This is a genomic window from Streptomyces sp. NPDC096310 (assembly GCF_044763125.1).
GTDB lineage: Bacteria > Actinomycetota > Actinomycetes > Streptomycetales > Streptomycetaceae > Streptomyces.
The window spans coordinates 1-19,149 of sequence record NZ_JBIWFO010000009.1 but is presented as its reverse complement, the minus strand read 5'-3'; the positions used below and the strand labels follow the sequence as shown (position 1 = coordinate 19,149).

Here is a 19,149-nt window from a genome sequence, read left to right as displayed (position 1 = left end):
CGGTGACGGGCCCGGCGGGGGCCGACCCGGTTGACAGGTATACGTCACGGGGCGCGCACCGCCACTCGGCGCACGCTCTACGGCCGGTAGCGGATCTCCAACATCAGGCAGCCTCCGGTTGTCCGGTACGGGCCGTGTTCCATGCCCGGGGGCCGCGCGGCGAAGTCTCCGGCGCCGAAGGTCTGATCCAGGGTCAGGTCGTGCAGGTCGCCTTCGAGCAGATAGACCTCCTCGGCCCACTCGTGCCGGATCACACCGGAGGGCGAGGTATCAAGGCCGGGCTCCCAGCGCACCAGCCGGGTCAGCACCTCCGGATCAGCCTCGTCCCTGCTCAGAACCCTCTCGGCGGTCCCGGGCTGCGGCCCGGTGCGCCACTCCATGGCGTCCGGTGAAAAGAATTCCCGCTCGTTCTTCATGGCAGTGACCTTCTGTACGCGGTGAGGAGCTGTGGAGCCCAGGCCGGCCCGGAGCAGCGACCGTTCTTGGTCAACACAGCCTAGAGCGCGTGCCGAGTTCCGCCCCTCGGCGGAGGTCACGGAGCAGGACGATCCCACCGCGCAGGCGGTGCGGCGACGTAGCCGGCCGGGTCATGCGGTTGCCGGCGAACGGCCTCACACCACCCTGACCTGCCTTCAGGACGGCGGCAGTTCAGCGCTGAGCCGATGGGCAGGCACCCGCTCGATGCGGGTCCAGCCCCTCCAGCCCCGCTCCTCCAGGATTGCCAACGGCCGCGCGGCGCCCGGCGAGGACTCGGCCATGGTTGTGTCCAGCAGGTCGACGAACTGGTCGTCGAAGCCGTCAATATCCGCCTCGCCGGCCTCCACGGCGCGGATCCTCGGGCGCTCCAGGATGTCGACGACCTCGACGACCCGAGGATCGCCGACCGGCCAGTCGAGCGACCCAAAGGCTGTAGAGCCTCACCATGTCGGGGTCGTCCAGTCGGGAGGAGAAGGTCACCGAGGCGTCGGGCTCGGCGACATTGAGGGCTACGGTCTCCCCCATCGGGTTGCATTGATGCCTCTCGATTCAACCTTGCGCATGGGATCGAAAAACGTCAACATAGAAGTATGTCGAAACAAGAGCTGGTGGTACTCGGCGGCCAAGACGGCGTCGATGGTTGCTGCCCCGCACTGCTGACCGCGCCGCTGGACGAGGACCAGGCCGCCGATCTGGCGAAGGTGTTCAAGGCGCTGGGCGACCCGGTACGGCTGCGGCTGCTGTCGATGATCGCCTCCCGCGCCGGTGGAGAGGTCTGCGTCTGTGACCTCACGCCGGCCTTCGACCTGTCGCAGCCGACGATCTCCCACCACCTCAAGCTGCTGAGGCAGGCCGGGCTCATCGACTCCGAACGGCGCGGAACGTGGGTGTACTACCGGCTGCTCCCGCAGATGACCGACCGCCTCGCCGCGATCCTCACCCGCCCAGCCGAGCGGCAGCCGCCGGCCGAGACCGCGCCCGCCGGAGCCGCCTCGTGAGCCCCGGGGGCGTCACCACTGCGGCGCCCCCGGGGCCGGTGGCCGGGCGGCTCTCGTTCCTGGACCGCTTCCTCGCCGTGTGGATCATGCTCGCGATGGCCGGCGGCCTCGGACTGGGCCGCTTCGTTCCCGGCCTGGGGGACGCCCTCGCGAAGGTCACCGTCACCGGGGTCTCGCTGCCGATCGCGCTCGGCCTGCTCGTGATGATGTACCCGGTCCTCGCGAAGGTCCGCTACGACCGCCTGGACACCGTCACCCGCGACCGCCGCCTGCTCATCCCGTCCCTGGTGCTGAACTGGATCGTCGGCCCTGCCCTGATGTTCGCGCTCGCCTGGGTCTTCCTGCCGGACCTGCCCGAGTACCGCACCGGGCTGATCATCGTCGGTCTCGCCCGCTGCATCGCGATGGTCATCATCTGGAACGACCTCGCCTGCGGGGACCGCGAGGCCGCCGCCGTCCTCGTCGCCCTGAATTCGGTGTTCCAGGTGATCGGGTTCGCCGTACTGGGCTGGTTCTACCTGAGCGTGCTGCCCGGCCAACTCGGCCTGGAACAGGCCGCGCTCGACGTGTCGGTGTGGGAGATCGCCCGCTCCGTTCTGCTCTTCCTCGGCATCCCCTTGCTCGCCGGGTTTCTCACCCGCCACCTGGGCGAGAGAGGGAGGGGCCGCACATGGTACGAGACAAGGCTGATCCCTCGTATCGGCCCGTTCGCCCTGTACGGGCTGCTGTTCACCATCGTCGTGCTCTTCGCCCTCCAGGGAGACGCCATCACCTCCAAGCCCCTGGATGTCGCGCGGATCGCGCTGCCCCTGCTGGTGTACTTCGCTGTGATGTGGGCCGGGTCCATGGCCGTCGGCCGCGCGGTCGGGCTTGAATATCCCAAGGCGACGACGCTGGCGTTCACGGCGGCGGGCAACAACTTCGAACTCGCCATCGCGGTCGCCGTCGCCACCTTCGGCGCCACCTCGGGCCAGGCCCTCGCGGGAGTCGTCGGCCCTCTCATCGAGGTGCCGGTCCTGATCGGCCTGGTCCATGTCGCCCTGGCGGCCCGCCGCTTCTTCCCCCAGCCCGCACCGACGGCCCGGCCGGCCGTCTCCCCGGAAGGTTCCATCGGTGTCTGAGTCCAGGCCGTCCGTCCTGTTCGTGTGCGTACACAACGCCGGCCGCTCGCAGATGGCCGCCGCTTTCCTCACCCACCTCTCCGAGGGCCGGGTCGAAGTCCGTTCCGCCGGGTCGGTACCGGCTGACGCCGTCAACCCGGCCGCCGTCGCGGCGATGGCGGAGGCCGGCATCGACATGTCCGCCGGGACCCCCAAGACACTGACCGTGGAAGCGGTACAGGCGTCCGACGTGGTGATCACCATGGGCTGCGGCGACACCTGCCCTGTCTTTCCCGGGAAGACATACCTGGACTGGAACCTCGACGACCCGGCGGGCCGGGGTGTCGACGCCGTACGCCCCATCCGCGACGAGATCCAGCGGCGCGTCCGGGACCTCCTGGAACACCTCGGTGTCCAGGCCCGTCCCTGATCGCGTCACATGACTGCCACCCAACACTTCTTCGGTGTAAGTGAATTGACCAGCAGTAAGTGAATTGACTCGCACTCACACGCGGTCGCGCCTCAGGGCCGGCCCACCGGTTCAAACCGGGCCGTCGCACTGCTCGCTCCCCCGTGCCGCGTGGCAGAAACCCCGCGAGCAGGATCAACCGGCAGGGGCCCTGTCCTTGAGGAAGCCGATCAGGAGATCGGTGACGGCCGATGGCCGTTCCAGGCTGGGCAGATGGCCCGCCCAAGGCAGTTCGACGTGGTCGGCGTGCGACAGCAGGTCCGGCAGCCGGGCGGCGATCTGACGGAAGTCCGCCAGATCGTGCGCGCCCGACACGGCGAGGCAGGGAGCCTGGATCGCCGCCAGATCAATCTCGGTCTCCATCGGCTCGCCCTCCTCGGCAGCGGCCATCTGCAGCTCGTAGGCGCGCCGTTGCATCCGGCGTACCGCCTCGCGGGCCGTCTCGTCGGCCTCCGGGCCGAGCCAGGTTTTGACCATCAGCTCCGTCGCGCCGACGATGTCACCCGCCTCGATCAGTGCTTCCTCGCCCTGGCCGAGCGCCTTCAGTTCGGCAGACGGTTCATGCCCGGGAAGGGCGGAGCAGATCAACGCAAGGGCGCTGACCCGCTCCGGCCGTCGCGCGGCGATCTCCAAAGCGACCTGCCCGCCGTATGAGGAGCCCACCAGCGCCGCCCGCGCGATGCCCAGGCTGTTCAGGAGGTCCAGCACATCCTCGGCGTCGCTGTGCGGCCGGTCCGGCGCGGGAGTCTCACCGAAGCCCCGAAAATCACAGCGCACCAGCCGGTGACCGGCATCGATCAAGGCCGGCCACTGCGCATCCCACATCCGCCGGTCACACACCCCGGAATGCAGCAGCACCAGGACAGGGCCGTCTCCGGCCACATCATGAGAGAGCGTCATCCGGAAAATCCTATACATCGGCTACTCGCCCCGCCCCACGAAGTCCTCCAGGCCGAGAACACCGGCTGGGTGACGGCGAGGAATCTCATGATGCCGCGCGCTCACCGCGCACCTCGTCGGGGTGCGCCAGGCCCAGGTGGTCGCGGAGCGTGGTGCCCTCGTACTCCGTGCGGTACACACCGCGTTCCTGGAGCAGTGGGACGACCTGGTCGGCGAAGCGGTCGAGGCCGCCCGGGGTGATGTGCGGGACAAGGATGAAGCCGTCGCCGGCATCGGCCTGGACGAAGTCGTTGATGGTCCCGGCGACGGTGGCCGGGGAGCCGACGAAGTTCTGCCGGTTGCCGGTCTCGATGACCAGGTCCCGGATCGACCACTGGTTGGCGGCGGCGAGTTCACGCCACTCGCGCGCCGTGGCCAGCGGGTCGCGGTACATCCGTACCTGGGCGCGTCCGCGGGCGACGGTGTGCTCGCCGAGGTCGGGGTCGATGTCGGGGAGGGGGCCGTCCGGGTCGTACGCGGACAGGTCCCGGTTCCAGACGAACTCCAGGTGCTTGATGGCGGTGGCCCCGCTCACCTGCCGGCGGCGTACCTCACGGGCCAGTTCCTCCGCCTCGGCATCGGTGTCACCGAGTACGAAGGTCGCGGCGGGCAGGATCAGCAACTGGTCGCGGTTCCGGCCGTACCTGGCGAGGCGGCCTTTGACATCGGTGTAGAACGCCTGGCCTTCGTCGAGGGTGGCGTACCGGCTGAAGATGGCGTCGGCGCTCGACGCGGCGAACTCGCGCCCCTCGTCGGAGTCGCCGGCCTGGAAGATCACCGGGCGGCCCTGCGGGCTGCGCGGGACGTTGAACCGCCCCTGGATGTCGAAGTGCCGGCCCTGGTGCACGAAGGCTCCGGCCCGCGCGTCCCGCAGGAATACACCGGTCCCCCGGTCGGCGAGGATCTCGTCCCCGCGCCAGGAGTCGAAGAGTTCGTTCGCGGTGGACAGGAACTCCTTGGCCCGCGCGTAGCGCTCCTCCTTCGGGAGGAAGCCGCCGCGCCGGAAGTTCTCGCCGGTGAACGCGTCCCAGGAGGTGACCACGTTCCAGGCGGCCCGTCCGCCAGAGAGGTGGTCGAGACTGGCGAACTGGCGGGCCACCTCGTAGGGCTCGTTGAAGGTGGAGTTGATGGTGCCGGTCAGTCCGATGTGCTCGGTGACGGCGGCCAGCGCGGCGAGGACGGTGAAGGTGTCGGGGCGGCCGACCACATCCAAGTCGTATATCTTGCCGCCCTGTTCCCGCAGCCGCAGCCCCTCGGCGAGGAACAGGAAGTCGAACTTGGCGCGTTCGGCGGTACGCGCGAAGTGCGCGAAGGAGCTGAACTCGATGTGGCTGCCGGCCGCGGGGTCGCTCCACACGGTGGTGTTGTTGACGCCGGGGAAATGGGCCGCGAGGTGGATCTGCTTGAGCGGTTCGCTCATGGTGGGAGGCTCCTTCGGGCTCAGACGGCCGGGGCGGCGGCGTAGCGGTTGGCGGGGCGGGAGAGGCCGAGCAGCCCGCGCAGGGTGTCGGCCTCGTACGCGCGGCGGAAGGCACCCCGGCGCTGGAGTTCGGGGACCAGGCCCCGGGTGATCGCCGGAAGGTCGTGGCCGGCGACGGCGGGACGCAGCCGGAAGCCGGACAGCCCCGACGATCGCAGTTCCTGCAGCAGATCGGCGAGTTGGGCGGGGGAACCGGTGAAGATCCGGGCGTCGCCGGTGTACGGCTGTCCCGCCAGGGTGTCCAGGCGCTCCCGGCGGGCCACGGCCTCGGCGGGATCGTCGTCGAGGAAGACCAGCAGGTCACCGAAGATATGGAGGGGCTCTTCGGCGCGGCCGGCCGCCGACTGTTCGGCACGGATCTCCTCGACGATGGCACGGGCCTGACCGGCGTCGTACGGGGTGACGTAGCCGATGTCGGCGGCCCGGGCCACCAGCCGGTAGGGGATGGCCGCGTGGGCCAGGGCGGTGACGATCGGCTGCCCCTGGGGCGGGCGGGGTGTGATCGAGGGGCCCTTGACCGCGAAGTGCCTGCCCTCGAAGTCGATGTAGTGGAGCTTGTCACGGTCGATGAAGCGCCCGGTCGCGTTGTCCCGGATCTCCGCGTCGTCCTCCCAACTGTCCCAGAGCCGGCGCACGACCTCGACGTGGTCGGCGGCCTCGTCGAAGGCGTCGGTCAGCGCCTTCCGCCCGGCGGGCGTGCCGTACTCCTCTGCGCGGAGCGGCGGGACCGTACGGCGTCCGAAGTGCGCGGCCTCGTTCCGGCGTGCCGAGATCTGTACGCGCAGGCCCGCACGGCCGGTGCTCACATAGTCGAGGGTGGCGATCGCCTTGGAGATGTGGAACGGCTCCGTGTGGGTGGTCACTATGGTCGGCACCACACCTATGTGGCGGGTCAGCGGGGCGACCCGCGCGGCGATGAGAACCGCGTCCAGACGGCCGCGGACCTGGTCGGTGCGGTCGTCGGGTTCGGTGAGGGACGAGGACTGGAGGCCGAGGGCGTCCTCGATGGTCACGAAGTCGAGCAGACCGCGCTCCGCCTCGGCGACGAGATCGGTCCAGTAGGTGGCGGTGAGCAGTTCGCGGGGGCGGGCGACCGGCTCGCGCCAGGCGGCCGGGTGCCAGCCCGCGCCGTCGAGGGCGACGGCGAGGTGCAGCGGGGAGGGTGACGAGGACATGGGAGAAACGCCTTCCTGATCAGCCTTACGGGGAGCCGGCCCCCGTACGAGGGGTGCGGCCGCGAGGGCAACAGGTCAGGAGCGACAGAGCGCGCCGGCCACGCGGAGCAGGTCGATGTGCGTCCGGGAGTAAAGGTGCAGACGGCGGGGCGGGGGCGGGGCCGTGGCGCGGTGGAGGGACACGCTGCGCATATGCCTCACCTCCACCCTTCCGGCCCGGCGGCCCCGGGGCCCTGACGGCCTCGTGCTCGTGGCATCCCGAAGGCGGTCGTCCTACCGACCGCCCCACTGATCGCCCCACTCGTCAGGCAGCCCAACAGCGCGGTGGTGGCTTTCATTCCGCGCTCCGGCTTCTTGTCCGGTCCCGGTCCTGCGGTTCCCGCTGTCCGGCGGGTGTGTGGACGAGCGTGAAGCGATCGAACGGGAGTCTCGATCGGGTGATCGCGGGCCCTGCCCGGCATGAGAGCAGGGCCTGGCGGTATACGGGGAAAATCCAGGGGAGCGGACGGCCGCGCGCTGCTACGGTCGGGCGCCATGAGCTGGCTTCCCGATGACTTCGTCCACCCCGTCCTGGTACCGCTGCCGGGCGGTGGCCATCACCTGCGGCCGATCCGGGAGGCGGACACCCCGCTCGACTATCCGGCTGTGATGGGTTCGCGCGAGCGGCTGTGGACCATCTTCGGCCCGGCCTGGGGCTGGCCCGCGGCCACCATGACCTACGAGGCCGACCAGGCTGACCTGTTGCGGCACGAGAAGGAGATCGCCGCACACCAGTCCTTCAACTACGCGCTGTTCGACGCGGCGGAGACAGCTCTGCTCGGCTGTGTCTACATCGACCCACCGGAGAGGGCCGGCGCGGACGGCGAGATCTCCTGGTGGGTGGTGGACGAGCTGGTGGGCAGCAAGGTCGAGCAGGCCCTCGACGCGCTGGTGCCGCAGTGGATCGCTACCGACTGGCCGTTCGAGCAGCCGCGCTTCCTCGGCCGCGAGATCTCCTGGTCGGACTGGCTCGCCCTGCCGGAGCATCCCGACACGTAAGTGATTGTTGCCCGTACCGATCTCGAAGGCTGTCGATCGAACGGGAGTCTCGATCGGGTGACTGCGGCGGATTCCGCGCGTGAAAGCAGGGCCTCCAGGTAGCTCGGGGGTGCGAGCCCATTCCGAGTGGTTCCCGGAGGCCCTGTTGTCTTTGTTGTACGTCCGGGCGGTACTGCCGGGGATGCTCCAGGCCCGGGCGGGAGCCCCGCTGTTCACACGGGCGGCGGCGCGATCACCCCGTATCCGATGCTCGCCGACGCCAACATCGCCCAGGCGGGCCGGCGCAACTGGGCCATCAACCCGCACAACACCCTCGCCGACGAGGGCGTCTACGTGGCCAACGTGGCCATCAACCTCATGATCGGCACCGTGGCACCCGAAGGAGTCCCCACCGCGCTCCGGACGAGATCGCCCTCGACCTACTGGAACCTCTACACCGGCCGCGACAGGGCCGAGCACTTCATCGGCGACCCGATCGGGACGGTGGAGACCGTCCGAAGGCAAAGCCGCAGGTCACGAACGACAAGCCGGATCCCTGTACGGCCCTCCCCGCGATCTCGCCGTATGCCGTGCCACCCGGCCGGGTTCGATCGATACTGGAACCGGGTGGCAAACCGCCGCCGGACCGGCCCATCAGGAGCTGACGATGCATCGGAAAGCTCGGCACGAGGTCAGCACCAGTATCGCCGGCCCCCGCCGCTCCGACGCGCCGGGTACCGCCAAGATCGAAAAACGCCCACATGTGACCTGACCTGCGGCAACACCGGTCAGGGGCATAGCCGTACGCCTACCTGGGAGGCACCCTTGAAGATGCTCATCAATGTGCCGGAGACCGTGGTCGCGGATGCTCTGCGAGGCATGGCCGCCGCGCATCCCGAGCTCTCCGTCGATGTCGAGCGCCGCGTGGTGATACGGGGCGACGCGCCCGTGGCCGGGAAAGTCGGGATCGTCTCCGGGGGCGGGTCCGGGCATGAGCCCCTGCACGGCGGGTTCGTCGGGCCCGGGATGCTGGCCGCCGCCTGCCCCGGTGAGGTCTTCACCTCGCCCGTGCCCGATCAGATGGTGCGGGCCGCCGCCGCTGTGGACAGTGGAGCCGGGGTGCTCTTCGTCGTCAAGAACTACACCGGCGACGTCCTGAACTTCGACATGGCCGCCGAGCTGGCCGAGGACGAAGGTATCCAGGTCGCGAAAGTGCTGGTCAATGACGATGTCGCGGTGACCGACAGCTTGTATACCGCCGGTCGGCGCGGTACGGGCGCCACGCTGTTCGTCGAGAAGATGGCGGGCGCCGCCGCCGAGGAGGGGGCGCCGCTGGAGCGGGTCGAGGCGATCGGGCGGCGGGTCAACGAGGCGTCCCGGAGCTTCGGAGTCGCCCTGAGCGCCGTCACCACGCCCGCCAAGGGAAGCCCGACCTTCGATCTGCCCGACGGCGAGCTGGAGCTGGGCATCGGCATCCACGGGGAGCCCGGGCGCGAGCGGCGCGCGATGATGACCGCACGGGAGATCGCGGACTTCGCCGTACACGCCGTGCTGGACGATCTGCGGCCCTCGGGCCCGGTGATCGCCCTCGTGAACGGCATGGGCGGCACGCCGCTGCTGGAGCTGTACGGATTCAACGCCGAGGTTCAGCGGGTGCTGGGCGAGCGGGGCGTGTCCGTGGCCCGTACCCTCGTCGGCAACTATGTGACCTCGCTCGACATGGCGGGCTGCTCGGTCACCCTCTGTCAGGTCGACGAGGAGCTGCTGCGGCTGTGGGACGCGCCGGTCGAGACCCCCGCGCTGCGCTGGGGCCGCTGAGTGCTTGTCGCCGTGGTGACGGTTCGCGGCAGGGCCCGGTGGGCACGGCAGGACAGGGACGTGGGGAACGTTCCCTGGGGTGAGGAGATCACGTGACGGACGAGATATCGGGGCGCACGCTCGACGCCGGCTTCTTCCGGCGCTGGCTGGGGGTGGTCGCGGCCGGTGCGGTGGAGGAGGCGGCCGACCGGCTGACGGAGCTCGACTCGGCCATCGGGGACGCGGACCACGGCAGCAATCTCCAGCGGGGTTTCCGGGCCGTCGCGGCCGGGCTGGCGGAGGAGCCGCCCGCCTCCCCCGGGGCCGTGCTGATGCTGGCGGGGCGCAAGCTCATCTCCACCGTGGGCGGCGCGTCCGGTCCGTTGTACGGGACGCTGCTGCGGCGTACGGGCAAGGCGCTCGGGGAGGCCGCCGAGGTCACGCCCGCCCAGTTCGCCGAGGCGCTGCGCGCCGGGGTGGCGGCGGTGGCGCAGCTCGGCGGGGCCGCTCCCGGGGACAAGACGATGATCGACGCGCTGGAGCCCGCGGTGGAGGCGCTGGACGCGGCGCCGGCGCCGGCCGCCGCTTCGTTCCGGGCCGCCGCCGAGGCCGCCGAGCGGGGCGCCGTGGCGACCGTACCCCTTCAGGCGCGCAAGGGCAGGGCGAGCTATCTGGGTGAGCGCAGCATCGGGCACCAGGACCCGGGCGCCACATCGTCCGCGCTGCTGATCGCCGCGCTCGCCGACACGGCGGAGGCGGCCGGATGAGCGACGGAGCGCCGGTCGGCATCGTGCTCGTGTCGCACAGCGCGGCGCTCGCCACGGCCCTCGCCGGGCTCGCGCGGGGGCTGGCGGGCGGCGGGACGGCGCCGGTGGCGGCCGCGGGCGGCACCGAGGACGGCGGACTCGGGACCAGTTCCGAGCTGATCTCGGCCGCGGCGGCGGAGGTGGACCGTGGTGCGGGGGTCGCCCTTCTGGTGGATCTCGGCAGCGCCGTGCTGACGGTGAAGGCGCTGCTCGCCGAGGGCGACGAGCTGCCGGAGGGGTCGCGGCTGGTGGACGCGCCGTTCGTGGAGGGAGCGGTGGCGGCGTATGTCACCGCCGCCGCGGGCGGGGATCTGGACGCGGTGGTGGCCGCGGCGGCGGAGGCGTACCAGTACCGCAAGGAGTGAGCCGTATCCGTACGGGATCCTCCCCGGGCCGGGGAAACGGCGGGTAGTCGTCGTGGTCCTGGCTTCCCGGCACCGGGATACTGGGCCGTCACGCGGGCACCGGCGCCCTCCGTGCCGGGTGGCGGCTCAGGGCCTCCCGGGGCCCCAGGACCCCCGGGAGGGACAGGTATGGCGAACTCGGCAGGCGCGGACACCGGTGTACGGGGCGCGAGCGGCGCGGAGCGGGCCCCGGGGCGGCGGGCGCGTCACGCCGTCGTGGTGGGAGGGAGCCTCTCGGCCCTGCTGACGGCCCGAGTGCTGAGCGACCACGTGGACCGGGTGACCGTGATCGAGCGTGACCGCTTCCCGGAGGGTCCCGAGCCACGGGCGGGGGTGCCGCAGAGCCGTCATCTCCATGTGCTGCTGGAGAGCGGGCAGCGGGCCCTGGAGGAGTTACTGCCCGGGATCCTCGACGAGTTGGGCGAGCACGGCTGTCCCCGGATCGGCCAGCCCAGCGATCTCGTGCAGTGGCAGGGCGGGCGCTTCTTCCGGCGCACCCCGGCCTCGGCCCATCTCCTCACCGGTTCACGTCCGTTGCTGGAGTGGCTGGTGCGGCGCCGGGTGGTGGCCGACCCGCGGATCACGGTGCTGGAGGGTACGGAGGTCGTCGGGCTGGTCGGGGACGCCACCCGGGTGCGGGGCGTACGCCTGCGCGAGCGCGGGGCGCGGGCCCCGTACGAGGCGCGCCCGCTCGCCGCCGATCTGGTCGTGGACGCCTCGGGGCGCGGCACGCGCGCTCCCGACTGGCTGGCGGCGATCGGCGCGGAACCCGCCCACGAGGAGACGCTGGACACGGGCCTGGCCTACGCGTCCCGGCTCTACCGGGGCCCGGAGAGCGCCGAAGGGCCAGACTGTCTCGGCTACTTCTTCGTCGCGGGCAGGGACCAGGCCGAGGGCGGGGTGGCGCTGCCCGTCGAAAGCGGTCTGCACCTGGTCACGCTCACCGGGCTGCGGGGCAGCGAACCGCCCTCGGACGACGCCGGCTTCCTCGGCTTCGCGACCCGGCTCCCCCATCCGGCGCTGCACGCGTGGCTGTCGCGGGCGGAGCCGGCGTCGCCGGTGCACGCGTTCCGTTCGACGGCGAACGTACGGCGGCGGTACGACAGGGCGGGGCGGCGGCCCGCCGGGTTCCTCGCCACCGGGGACGCGCTGTGTTCCTTCAACCCGGTGTACGGGCAGGGCATGGCGGTCGCCGCGCTCGGCGCGCTCGCGCTGGCGAAGGCGCTCGCGGATCCCCGCCGTACGCCGACGACCCGGCGCGTCCAGCGCGCGCTGGTCAGTGCGTCACGGCAGGCGTGGGACGTCGCGGCCGGAGCGGACCGGGTGCTGCCGGGCGCGCGGGGCAACGCCGCCCGGGTCCGTGCGGCGGACCGGCCGGTGGCCTGGTATCTGAGGCGGGTGCTGGAGCGCGTGGGGGAGGATCCGGTCGTCGGGGACGCGTTCCGGGGCGTGACCCATCTGACCTCGACGGTCGGTGTGCTCTTCGCGCCCCGGGTGGTGCGCGCGGTGCTGTTCGGGCGGATCGCGCCCGTGCTCTCGGAGCCGGGGCGGCGGGAGCCGGGAAGGTCCGCCCCGCGGCCCGTGGCGGGCTGATTCACGCCACGGGCGTTCAGAAGGGCGTGGCCGCCTGGAGCACGAGGAAGAGCGTGACCATGGCGTTCGCCGAGGAGAGTGCGGAGCCGACCGTTCCGGCCGCCGCGGCCCAGACGGCCAGCCCCACCGCGCTGCGCGCCGACGGCCAGTGGACGGCCGTCGGCGCGGGCCCCAGCAGCGCGGCCACCCGGCGCGGCACGGGGCCGGGGCTCGGCGCGGCGAACCCGGCGAGCGTCGGCGCCGGGATGCCCCGGGAGACCAGCGCCGCCTTGCCGATGGCACGGGCCACCACGGTGCGCTCGCCCGTCACCCGGGCCGCGTCCTCGTCCGCCCAGCGCTCACTGGTGTAGGCGACCGCCGTACGCAGCGGGCGCAGCAGCGGGTTGGCACGGGCGGCGAGCCGTACCGTCAGCAGGAACCGGTGGTGCCGGCCCGCGAGGTGCGCCCGCTCGTGCGCGATCAGGGCGTCCCGTTCCTGGTCGTCCAGGCAGGCGAGCATCCCCGTGGACACCACGATCCGTCCACGTCCGCCGGGCGTACGCGCTCCCGGGCCGTGGCCCGCCCCGGTACGGGACGGCCCGGAGCCCGGGAGCGCGTAGGCGTACGGTGCCTCGTCGGTCAGGACGGCCAGCTCGCCGCCGGGCAGCCCGGCCAGGGCCTCCTGCGCGCCGCGGCGTACGCGCCGGTGGCGCCAGGCGGCGGACGCGCAACCCACGGCGACCGCGGCGAGGGCGACGATGGCCGCCTTGCCGGCGATCTCGTCGTACGGGACCGCCTCACGGACCTCGGGATCCGACCAGGCGTCGGGGAGCGGGTTGCCCGGGAGTTGCGCCGTACCGACGACCACCAGCAGGCCGAGGCAGAGCGTGCTGCACACCGCGAGGACGGCGGCGAGCGCGGACAGCAGCCGGGTGGCGACCCGGGGGTGCAGATGGAGTGCGGCGAGGCGCGCGACGGGCAGCGCGGTCAGCGGCAGTACGAGCGGCAGAAAGACGAACACCCCCATCGCTGTCAGCCCTCCGCCCCGCCCTCGGGGAAACCGTCCCGGCGCGTGGGCCCTCCGGGCGTTCCGTTCCCGGGGAAGGCGCCGTCGGGGAAAGCGTCGGGGAAAGCGTCGGGGAAGCCCTCATCGGGGAGGGCGAGCAGATCGCGCAGCAGCCGTTCGTCGTCCGGCGAGAGCGCGGTGACGAAGCGGGCCAGGACGGCCTCGCGGTCCGTCTCGCCGTCGAGCACCTTGCGCATCCGCAGGGCGGCGAGCCCCGCCTCGTCGGAGGCCGCGCGCCACTCGAACGAGCGACCCGCGCGCTCCCGGGTGACCGCCCGTTTGGCCTGGAGCCGGGTCAGGATGGTCATCACCGTCGTGTACGCGAGGTTCCCGCCGAGCCGTTCCTGCACCCAGGCCGCGGTGACGGGCCCGGGGGCCTGCCGGAGCGCGGCGAGGACCTGCGCCTCCAGTTCGCCCTGGCCGCGCCGGCGGGGGCGCTCGTCAGGACTGCCGTGCACGGTCACCGTTGTCTCCCTCCGGCCGCGCGGACGTACCACGGGGCGAACGGTCCATGCTACGGAGCCGGTGTGCCGCGCCGCCCGGCCGGGTGGGCCGGTACGGGGGCGGACACCGGCCAGCAGAGCGGGCCGGATCTCGCTCCCGTTCGCTTCTACACTCCTGTAGATTTTACTTCCGCATGACCGATCGGCTCAGCTCAGGAGGAGCAGCGTGGGAGTTTCCCTGTCCAAAGGCGGCAATGTCTCGCTCAGCAAGGAGGCACCGGGCCTGACAGCGGTCCTTGTCGGCCTCGGCTGGGACGTACGGACGACGACCGGTACCGACTACGACCTCGACGCCAGCGCCCTGCTGGTCGACGAGTCCGGGAAGGTCGCCTCCGACCAGCACTTCGTCTTCTACAACAACCTGAAGAGCCCGGACGGTTCCGTCGAGCACACCGGTGACAACCTGACCGGCGAGGGCGACGGCGACGACGAGACCGTCAAGGTCGACCTGGCCAATGTGCCGGCCCAGGTGTCGAAGATCGTCTTCCCGGTGTCGATCCATGACGCCGAGAACCGCGGCCAGAGCTTCGGCCAGGTCCGTAACGCGTACATCCGGGTGGTCAACCAGGCGGGCGGCGCGGAGCTGGCCCGCTACGACCTGAGCGAGGACGCGGCCACGGAGACGGCGATGGTCTTCGGCGAGCTGTACCGCAACGGCGCGGAGTGGAAGTTCCGCGCGGTCGGCCAGGGCTACGCCTCGGGTCTCTCGGGCATCGCCGCGGACTTCGGCGTCGGGGTCTGACCACCGGTGCCGGCCCGCCCCGGCCGGCACCCCCGGGCAGGGGCACAGGACGCAGGGCGCGCGTCCTGTGCCCCGTTCGCCTTCCCAGGGCCGTACGGGGCGGGCGGGCGCGGGTGGTCAGCCCTGGCTGGGCGCCGTGTCGCTCGCTTCCGGTACGGAGGGCTCGGTCCGGTCGGAGGGCTCCGCCTTCACGAGCGGTACGGGCGCGGCGGCGGCCGCAGCCGGGACCGGGGCCTTGGAGCCGCCGGTGATCCGGCGGGCCAGCGGCTCCGTCCAGCGCGCGGCCAGCGGGCCGAGGATCACCAGGATGAGGACGTACGCGGTGGCCAGCGGGCCGATCCGCGGCTCCACCCCGACGGCCAGACCGGCGATGACGATGGAGAACTCACCGCGGGCCACGAGGGTGCCGCCGGTCCGCCAGCGGCCGGCCGTTCTGACCCCGGCGCGCTTCGCCGCGTACCAGCCGGTGGCGATCTTCGTCAGGGTGGTGACGGTCGCCAGGATGAGGGCGGGCACCAGGACCGGCGGGATGGCGGCCGGGTCGGTGTTCAGGCCGAAGAAGACGAAGAAGACGGCGGCGAACAGGTCGCGCAGCGGGGCCAGCAGGTTGTGCGCGCCCTCGGCGACCTCTCCGGAGAGCGCGATGCCGACGAGGAACGCGCCGACGGCGGCGGACACCTGGAGCTCCTGGGCGACCCCGGCGACGAGCACGGTGAGGCCGAGGACGACCAGCAGCAGCATCTCGGGGTTGTCGGAGGAGACCGCGCGGCTGATCAGCCGGCCGTGGCGCAGCGCCAGGTAGAGCACCGCGCCGACCGTGCCGAGCGAGATCAGCAGCGTCAGGCTGCCGCCCGCGAAGCTGAGCCCGGCGAGCAGGGCAGTGAGCAGCGGCAGGTAGACGGCCATGGCCAGGTCCTCGATGACGAGGACGCCGAGGATCACGGGGGTCTCACGGTTGCCGAGGCGGCCGAGGTCGCCGAGGACCTTGGCGATCACGCCGGAGGAGGAGATCCAGGTGACACCGGCCAGCGCGACCGCGGCGACCGGCCCCCAGCCCAGGACCAGCGCGGCGGCGGCGCCCGGCACGGCGTTCAGGACGAAGTCCACGATGCCGGAGGGGTACTGCGTCTTGAGGTTGGAGACGAGTTCGGACGCGCTGTACTCCAGCCCCAGCAGGAGCAGGAGCAGGATCACGCCTATCTCGGCGCCGGTGGCGACGAACTCCTCGCTCGCGTTGAGCGGGAGGAGTCCGCCGTGCCCGAAGGCGAGTCCGGCGAGCAGGTAGAGGGGGATGGCGGAGAAGCCCACGCGGCCGGCGAGCCGCCCGAGTATCCCCAGACCCAGGATGATGGCCCCGAGTTCGATGAGCAGTGCGGTGGTCTCGTGCACGGGCGCTTTATCCTCCGGTGATCAGTTCGGCGACGGCGTCCACGCCTTCCCGGGTGCCGACGACGACGAGCGTGTCCCCCAGGGCGAAGCGGAAGTCCGGGGTGGGCGAGGGGAAGGCGTCGGTGCGGCGCAGGACGGCGACGATGGAGGCGCCGGTGCGGCTGCGTACTTGGGTCGCCCCGAGCGTCCGGCCGACGTACGGGGAACGCTTGGTGACCGGGATGTGCTCGGTGAGCAGGTCGATCTCGATGTGCTGGTGGAGATGGGCGACGGGGTCGGGCGTCAGGAGCTCGCAGAGCGCGGTCGCCTCGTGCGGGGCGAGGGTCGCGGCGTCCCGGCAGTTGTCGTCGTCCTCGGGGTCGTGGAAGGCCAGGATGCGGCGCCCGTCCTGGTGCACGACGACCGAGAGATGCTTTCCCGCTTCCGTGTTGAGGTCGTAGCGGGTGCCGACCCCGGGCAGGGTGGTCTTGCTGACGTGAGCGGTGTGCTCCATAGGAAACGGCTCCATGCGGGCGTGGCGTGAGGGCGTGCGGGCATGCTGACCCCTGTCAGGGCGACGGGCACGACTGCGTCAGCCGTCCGCCACCGGACAGGGATTCTGCATCATGCGTCGCGGGGAAGCACGTGTAAGGGGTCGCGCGGAGAGGCGGACACCGTGCCGGCCGACCGGACGCGACGGGCCGCCAGGGGTGCGCGTCTCATGGAACCGCCCCCTCCGCCCCCGCGAATTCGACCGACCGCCCAGCATCTCAGTAATGGGCGTGCCAACGCTCAGGAGAAAGCGTTGGTCACCTCCGAACTATTTTAACGTAAAATAATTTGTGAGGTTTGTGGCCTATACAACGAAAAGAACCGCCGGAGACCCCGGCGGTTCGTCCTTCCCCGGCGGCGCGAGCCGACCGGGGACACGGGGGCGCTATCCGGGAGGCGGTCCGATGCCCCGCCCGGCCCGGGCGCGGTCGGGGTCGAAGAGATGCGCGCCGATCCCCGCCAGGACCAGTCCTCCCGCGATGAGCAGCCCATGGCCGAGGACGATGCCCAGGGCCAGCCCGCCGAGCGCGACGGCCAGCGTCAGCCAGGCGGTGCCGTGCCGGTACTCGCGGGGGCGGCACGGGGTGCCGGCCTCCAGCGCGTGGAAGAACCGGGGGTCGTCGTGGCGGAGCCGCTCCGCCAGGTCACCGAGTCGGTCCTCGTGCGTCGTCATGGTCCGCCTCCCCGCCGTCGTACGCCGTTCCCTGCCCCGCCGCCCGCCCTGCCGCCTGCCCCGGGCGGTGTCCCTACGATCGCCCGTCACCGCGCTCCCCCGCCATCCGCATCGACACCCACATCCGGGGGTGGGCGACATGCAGACGCGTGGGGGTGGCGGTCCTGTGGTCGGGCCTCTCCTCCCGCGCGGGTGATAGTGGGGGCGTCACCTGCGAGGAGGCCATGCCCCGTGTCCCTGTTCTGGCGGATCTTTCTGCTCAACGCCGCGGTACTGTTCGCGGCCACCGCCCTGCTGCTGCTCGGCCCCGTCACCGTGTCCGCCCCCGTACTGCTCACGGAGGCCCTGATCATGGCCCTCGGGCTGGTGGCCATGCTCGTCGCCAACGCCGCGCTGCTGCGCGTGGGGCTCTCTCCGCTGCAACGGCTCACCCGGGCGATGACGACGACCGATCTGCTGCGCCCCGGCCGCCGGCCCGCGGTGTCGGGACACGGCGAGATCGCCGAGCTGATCATGACGTTCAACACCATGCTCGACCGGCTGGAGGCCGAGCGCGCGGCGAGCAGCGGGCTCGCGCTCTCCGCGCAGGAGGCCGAACGCCGCCGGATCGCGCAGGAGTTGCACGACGAGGTCGGCCAGACCCTCACCGCCGTGCTGCTCGAACTGAAGCGGGTCGCCGACGGGGCCCCCGCGCCGCTGCGCGCCGATCTGCTCCACGTACAGGAGACGACGCGCGACAGCCTCGACGAGATCCGCCGGATCGCGCGCCGGCTGCGCCCCGGCGTACTGGAGGAACTGGGGCTGATCAGCGCGCTCAAGGCGCTGACCACCGAGATCACCACGCACACCGGGCTGACGGTCCGGCAGCGGTTCGACGGCGATCTGCCGGAGCTGGGCGAGGATGTGGAGCTGGTCGTCTACCGGGTGGCGCAGGAGGGGCTGACCAACATCGTCCGCCACGCGGACGCGCGCCGCGTCGATCTCGCGCTCCGGCGCACACCCACCGGGGTGGAGCTGCTTCTCGCGGACGACGGCCGGGGCGTCGGTACGGCGACGGAGGGCGCGGGGATCAGGGGCATGCGGGAACGGGCGCTGCTCATCGGGGCCGAACTCACCGTGGACCCCGGCCTGCGAGACGTACGGGCAGACGTACGGACGGACGCGCACAGGAATACACAGGGACGGACGGCGGAACCGGGCGGCGGAACCGGCGTACGCCTGCGGGTGCCGATCAGTAACGGGAGCAACTGACCATGGCCGAGACGACACCGACGCGCATCCTGCTCGCGGACGACCACGCGCTGGTCCGCCGCGGGGTCCGGCTGATCCTCGACAACGAGCCGGACCTGACGGTCGTCGGCGAGGCCGGGGACGGCGCCGAGGCCATCGAACTGGCCCGCGCCGAACGCCCGGACCTGGTGATCCTGGACATCGCGATGCCCCGGCTGACCGGCCTTCAGGCGGCGCGCGAACTCTCCCGGCTCCAGCCGGGGACCCGCATCCTGATGCTGACCATGTACGACAACGAGCAGTACTTCTTCGAGGCGTTGAAGGCCGGGGCGAGCGGCTACGTCCTCAAGTCCGTGGCGGACCGCGATCTGGTGGAGGCGTGCCGGGCGGCGATGCGCGACGAGCCCTTCCTCTATCCGGGGGCGGTGACGGCCCTGATCCGCAACTATCTCGACCGGGTACGGCAGGGCGACGGCGTCCCGGACAGCGCGGTCACCCCCCGGGAGGAGGAGATCCTCAAGCTGGTGGCCGAGGGACACACCTCCAAGGAGATCGCCGGTCTGCTGCTCATCAGCGCCAAGACCGTGGAGCGCCACCGCGCCAACCTCCTCCAGAAGCTGGGGCTGCGCGACCGGCTGGAACTGACGCGGTACGCGATCCGGGCCGGTCTGATCGAACCCTAGACGCAATACCGGTGTTTTAGGGCTTCGTCCGTGGGGTTGGGGCTGTTTTGGTGGGCTTGACGAGGGTGACGACGGGGCTGTCCGGGCGAGGCGGGTTG

Annotated in this window: 22 protein-coding genes; 11 read left to right on the top strand and 11 right to left on the bottom strand. The window is 71.8% G+C overall.

From position 1 onward, the window contains the following. Window positions 1-77 precede the first annotated feature (77 nt). Complete coding sequence (locus ACIQ7D_RS18985) at window positions 78-416, bottom strand: cupin domain-containing protein (protein WP_403938909.1); 339 nt, start codon at window positions 414-416, stop codon at window positions 78-80. 216 nt (window positions 417-632) lie between these two features. After that, window positions 633-824, bottom strand: coding sequence for a hypothetical protein (locus ACIQ7D_RS18980; protein ID WP_403938907.1), 192 nt, complete (start codon window positions 822-824; stop codon window positions 633-635). A gap of 243 nt (window positions 825-1,067) precedes the next feature. Here ACIQ7D_RS18980 and ACIQ7D_RS18975 point away from each other — a divergent pair, with 243 nt between their 5' ends. Genes ACIQ7D_RS18975 through ACIQ7D_RS18965 form a run of 3 tightly spaced genes read left to right on the top strand, consistent with a single transcriptional unit; the run spans window position 1,068 to window position 3,005 of the window. Then, window positions 1,068-1,475 carry an ArsR/SmtB family transcription factor gene (locus tag ACIQ7D_RS18975; RefSeq protein ID WP_403938905.1) on the top strand — a complete coding sequence of 136 codons (408 nt, stop codon included), beginning with the start codon at window positions 1,068-1,070 and terminating at the stop codon, window positions 1,473-1,475. Then, window positions 1,472-2,596 carry an ACR3 family arsenite efflux transporter gene (gene arsB / locus ACIQ7D_RS18970; protein WP_403938903.1) on the top strand — a complete coding sequence of 375 codons (1,125 nt, stop codon included), beginning with the start codon at window positions 1,472-1,474 and terminating at the stop codon, window positions 2,594-2,596. The genes ACIQ7D_RS18975 and arsB overlap by 4 nt, the downstream gene beginning before the upstream one ends. Then, complete coding sequence (locus ACIQ7D_RS18965) at window positions 2,589-3,005, top strand: arsenate reductase ArsC (RefSeq protein WP_403938901.1); 417 nt, start codon at window positions 2,589-2,591, stop codon at window positions 3,003-3,005. The genes arsB and ACIQ7D_RS18965 overlap by 8 nt, the downstream gene beginning before the upstream one ends. A 174-nt stretch (window positions 3,006-3,179) precedes the next feature. On the opposite strand, the gene ACIQ7D_RS18960 is transcribed toward ACIQ7D_RS18965, so the two are convergent. The 4 genes from ACIQ7D_RS18960 to ACIQ7D_RS18945 all read right to left on the bottom strand — a co-directional run bounded on the left by ACIQ7D_RS18960 (window position 3,180) and on the right by ACIQ7D_RS18945 (window position 6,830). Next, window positions 3,180-3,944 (bottom strand): alpha/beta fold hydrolase, encoded by a 765-nt coding sequence (locus tag ACIQ7D_RS18960; protein ID WP_403938899.1) that lies wholly within the window; start codon window positions 3,942-3,944, stop codon window positions 3,180-3,182. Between the two features lie 85 nt (window positions 3,945-4,029). After that, on the bottom strand, window positions 4,030-5,403 hold the full coding sequence (locus ACIQ7D_RS18955) for an NtaA/DmoA family FMN-dependent monooxygenase (RefSeq protein WP_403938897.1): 1,374 nt from the start codon (window positions 5,401-5,403) through the stop codon (window positions 4,030-4,032). Between the two features lie 20 nt (window positions 5,404-5,423). After that, window positions 5,424-6,638: an LLM class flavin-dependent oxidoreductase gene (locus ACIQ7D_RS18950; protein WP_403938895.1), complete on the bottom strand. Its 1,215-nt coding sequence runs from the start codon at window positions 6,636-6,638 to the stop codon at window positions 5,424-5,426. Between the two features lie 75 nt (window positions 6,639-6,713). After that, window positions 6,714-6,830, bottom strand: coding sequence for a putative leader peptide (locus ACIQ7D_RS18945; RefSeq protein WP_403938893.1), 117 nt, complete (start codon window positions 6,828-6,830; stop codon window positions 6,714-6,716). A gap of 342 nt (window positions 6,831-7,172) precedes the next feature. Between ACIQ7D_RS18945 and ACIQ7D_RS18940 the strand changes: the two genes are divergently transcribed. The 5 genes from ACIQ7D_RS18940 to ACIQ7D_RS18920 all read left to right on the top strand — a co-directional run bounded on the left by ACIQ7D_RS18940 (window position 7,173) and on the right by ACIQ7D_RS18920 (window position 12,255). Then, window positions 7,173-7,676 carry an N-acetyltransferase gene (locus tag ACIQ7D_RS18940; protein WP_403938892.1) on the top strand — a complete coding sequence of 168 codons (504 nt, stop codon included), beginning with the start codon at window positions 7,173-7,175 and terminating at the stop codon, window positions 7,674-7,676. An 804-nt stretch (window positions 7,677-8,480) separates the two neighbouring features. Then, window positions 8,481-9,473: a dihydroxyacetone kinase subunit DhaK gene (gene dhaK / locus ACIQ7D_RS18935; RefSeq protein WP_403938891.1), complete on the top strand. Its 993-nt coding sequence runs from the start codon at window positions 8,481-8,483 to the stop codon at window positions 9,471-9,473. A 92-nt stretch (window positions 9,474-9,565) separates the two neighbouring features. Then, window positions 9,566-10,219, top strand: a complete 654-nt coding sequence (gene dhaL, locus ACIQ7D_RS18930; protein ID WP_403938889.1) for a dihydroxyacetone kinase subunit DhaL — start codon at window positions 9,566-9,568, stop codon at window positions 10,217-10,219. After that, window positions 10,216-10,623, top strand: coding sequence for a PTS-dependent dihydroxyacetone kinase phosphotransferase subunit DhaM (locus ACIQ7D_RS18925; RefSeq protein WP_403938887.1), 408 nt, complete (start codon window positions 10,216-10,218; stop codon window positions 10,621-10,623). Before dhaL ends, ACIQ7D_RS18925 begins: the two co-directional genes overlap by 4 nt. 168 nt (window positions 10,624-10,791) lie before the next feature. Next, the gene (locus tag ACIQ7D_RS18920; RefSeq protein ID WP_403938885.1) at window positions 10,792-12,255 is read left to right on the top strand and encodes an FAD-dependent oxidoreductase; all 1,464 of its coding nucleotides are present in this window, start codon (window positions 10,792-10,794) and stop codon (window positions 12,253-12,255) included. A 16-nt stretch (window positions 12,256-12,271) separates the two neighbouring features. Here the strand turns inward: ACIQ7D_RS18920 and ACIQ7D_RS18915 are convergent, their stop codons facing one another. Together ACIQ7D_RS18915 and ACIQ7D_RS18910 are read right to left on the bottom strand one after the other, a co-directional pair. Further along, window positions 12,272-13,261 (bottom strand): M56 family metallopeptidase, encoded by a 990-nt coding sequence (locus ACIQ7D_RS18915; RefSeq protein WP_403938883.1) that lies wholly within the window; start codon window positions 13,259-13,261, stop codon window positions 12,272-12,274. A gap of 5 nt (window positions 13,262-13,266) precedes the next feature. Then, window positions 13,267-13,758: a BlaI/MecI/CopY family transcriptional regulator gene (locus tag ACIQ7D_RS18910; protein ID WP_403939290.1), complete on the bottom strand. Its 492-nt coding sequence runs from the start codon at window positions 13,756-13,758 to the stop codon at window positions 13,267-13,269. 211 nt (window positions 13,759-13,969) lie between these two features. Between ACIQ7D_RS18910 and ACIQ7D_RS18905 the strand changes: the two genes are divergently transcribed. Beyond that, a complete protein-coding gene (locus tag ACIQ7D_RS18905) occupies window positions 13,970-14,545 on the top strand; it encodes a TerD family protein (RefSeq protein ID WP_382888258.1) in 576 nt (191 codons plus the stop codon). 117 nt (window positions 14,546-14,662) lie between these two features. Here the strand turns inward: ACIQ7D_RS18905 and ACIQ7D_RS18900 are convergent, their stop codons facing one another. The 3 genes from ACIQ7D_RS18900 to ACIQ7D_RS18890 all read right to left on the bottom strand — a co-directional run bounded on the left by ACIQ7D_RS18900 (window position 14,663) and on the right by ACIQ7D_RS18890 (window position 17,138). Next, window positions 14,663-15,934: a cation:proton antiporter gene (locus ACIQ7D_RS18900; RefSeq protein WP_403938881.1), complete on the bottom strand. Its 1,272-nt coding sequence runs from the start codon at window positions 15,932-15,934 to the stop codon at window positions 14,663-14,665. A gap of 7 nt (window positions 15,935-15,941) precedes the next feature. Then, on the bottom strand, window positions 15,942-16,427 hold the full coding sequence (locus ACIQ7D_RS18895; RefSeq protein ID WP_403938879.1) for a cation:proton antiporter regulatory subunit: 486 nt from the start codon (window positions 16,425-16,427) through the stop codon (window positions 15,942-15,944). Window positions 16,428-16,850: 423 nt separating this feature from the next. Further along, window positions 16,851-17,138 (bottom strand): DUF3040 domain-containing protein, encoded by a 288-nt coding sequence (locus ACIQ7D_RS18890; RefSeq protein ID WP_403938877.1) that lies wholly within the window; start codon window positions 17,136-17,138, stop codon window positions 16,851-16,853. A gap of 231 nt (window positions 17,139-17,369) precedes the next feature. Here ACIQ7D_RS18890 and ACIQ7D_RS18885 point away from each other — a divergent pair, with 231 nt between their 5' ends. Both ACIQ7D_RS18885 and ACIQ7D_RS18880 read left to right on the top strand, forming a co-directional pair. Continuing rightward, window positions 17,370-18,389 carry a histidine kinase gene (locus ACIQ7D_RS18885; RefSeq protein WP_403938875.1) on the top strand — a complete coding sequence of 340 codons (1,020 nt, stop codon included), beginning with the start codon at window positions 17,370-17,372 and terminating at the stop codon, window positions 18,387-18,389. 2 nt (window positions 18,390-18,391) lie between these two features. Further along, the gene (locus ACIQ7D_RS18880) at window positions 18,392-19,051 is read left to right on the top strand and encodes a response regulator (RefSeq protein WP_403938873.1); all 660 of its coding nucleotides are present in this window, start codon (window positions 18,392-18,394) and stop codon (window positions 19,049-19,051) included. Window positions 19,052-19,149: the final 98 nt, after the last annotated feature.

Bases quoted from the DNA above. Each gene is read 5' to 3' on its own strand.
- ACIQ7D_RS18985 (WP_403938909.1), bottom strand. From the start codon at position 416: ATGAAGAACGAGCGGGAATTCTTTTCACCGGACGCCATGGAGTGGCGC.
- ACIQ7D_RS18975 (WP_403938905.1), top strand. From the start codon at position 1,068: ATGTCGAAACAAGAGCTGGTGGTACTCGGCGGCCAAGACGGCGTCGAT.
- ACIQ7D_RS18960 (WP_403938899.1), bottom strand. From the start codon at position 3,944: ATGACGCTCTCTCATGATGTGGCCGGAGACGGCCCTGTCCTGGTGCTG.
- ACIQ7D_RS18955 (WP_403938897.1), bottom strand. From the start codon at position 5,403: ATGAGCGAACCGCTCAAGCAGATCCACCTCGCGGCCCATTTCCCCGGC.
- ACIQ7D_RS18950 (WP_403938895.1), bottom strand. From the start codon at position 6,638: ATGTCCTCGTCACCCTCCCCGCTGCACCTCGCCGTCGCCCTCGACGGC.
- ACIQ7D_RS18945 (WP_403938893.1), bottom strand. From the start codon at position 6,830: ATGCGCAGCGTGTCCCTCCACCGCGCCACGGCCCCGCCCCCGCCCCGC.
- ACIQ7D_RS18940 (WP_403938892.1), top strand. From the start codon at position 7,173: ATGAGCTGGCTTCCCGATGACTTCGTCCACCCCGTCCTGGTACCGCTG.
- ACIQ7D_RS18925 (WP_403938887.1), top strand. From the start codon at position 10,216: ATGAGCGACGGAGCGCCGGTCGGCATCGTGCTCGTGTCGCACAGCGCG.
- ACIQ7D_RS18920 (WP_403938885.1), top strand. From the start codon at position 10,792: ATGGCGAACTCGGCAGGCGCGGACACCGGTGTACGGGGCGCGAGCGGC.
- ACIQ7D_RS18915 (WP_403938883.1), bottom strand. From the start codon at position 13,261: ATGGGGGTGTTCGTCTTTCTGCCGCTCGTACTGCCGCTGACCGCGCTG.
- ACIQ7D_RS18895 (WP_403938879.1), bottom strand. From the start codon at position 16,427: ATGGAGCACACCGCTCACGTCAGCAAGACCACCCTGCCCGGGGTCGGC.
- ACIQ7D_RS18890 (WP_403938877.1), bottom strand. From the start codon at position 17,138: ATGACGACGCACGAGGACCGACTCGGTGACCTGGCGGAGCGGCTCCGC.
- ACIQ7D_RS18880 (WP_403938873.1), top strand. From the start codon at position 18,392: ATGGCCGAGACGACACCGACGCGCATCCTGCTCGCGGACGACCACGCG.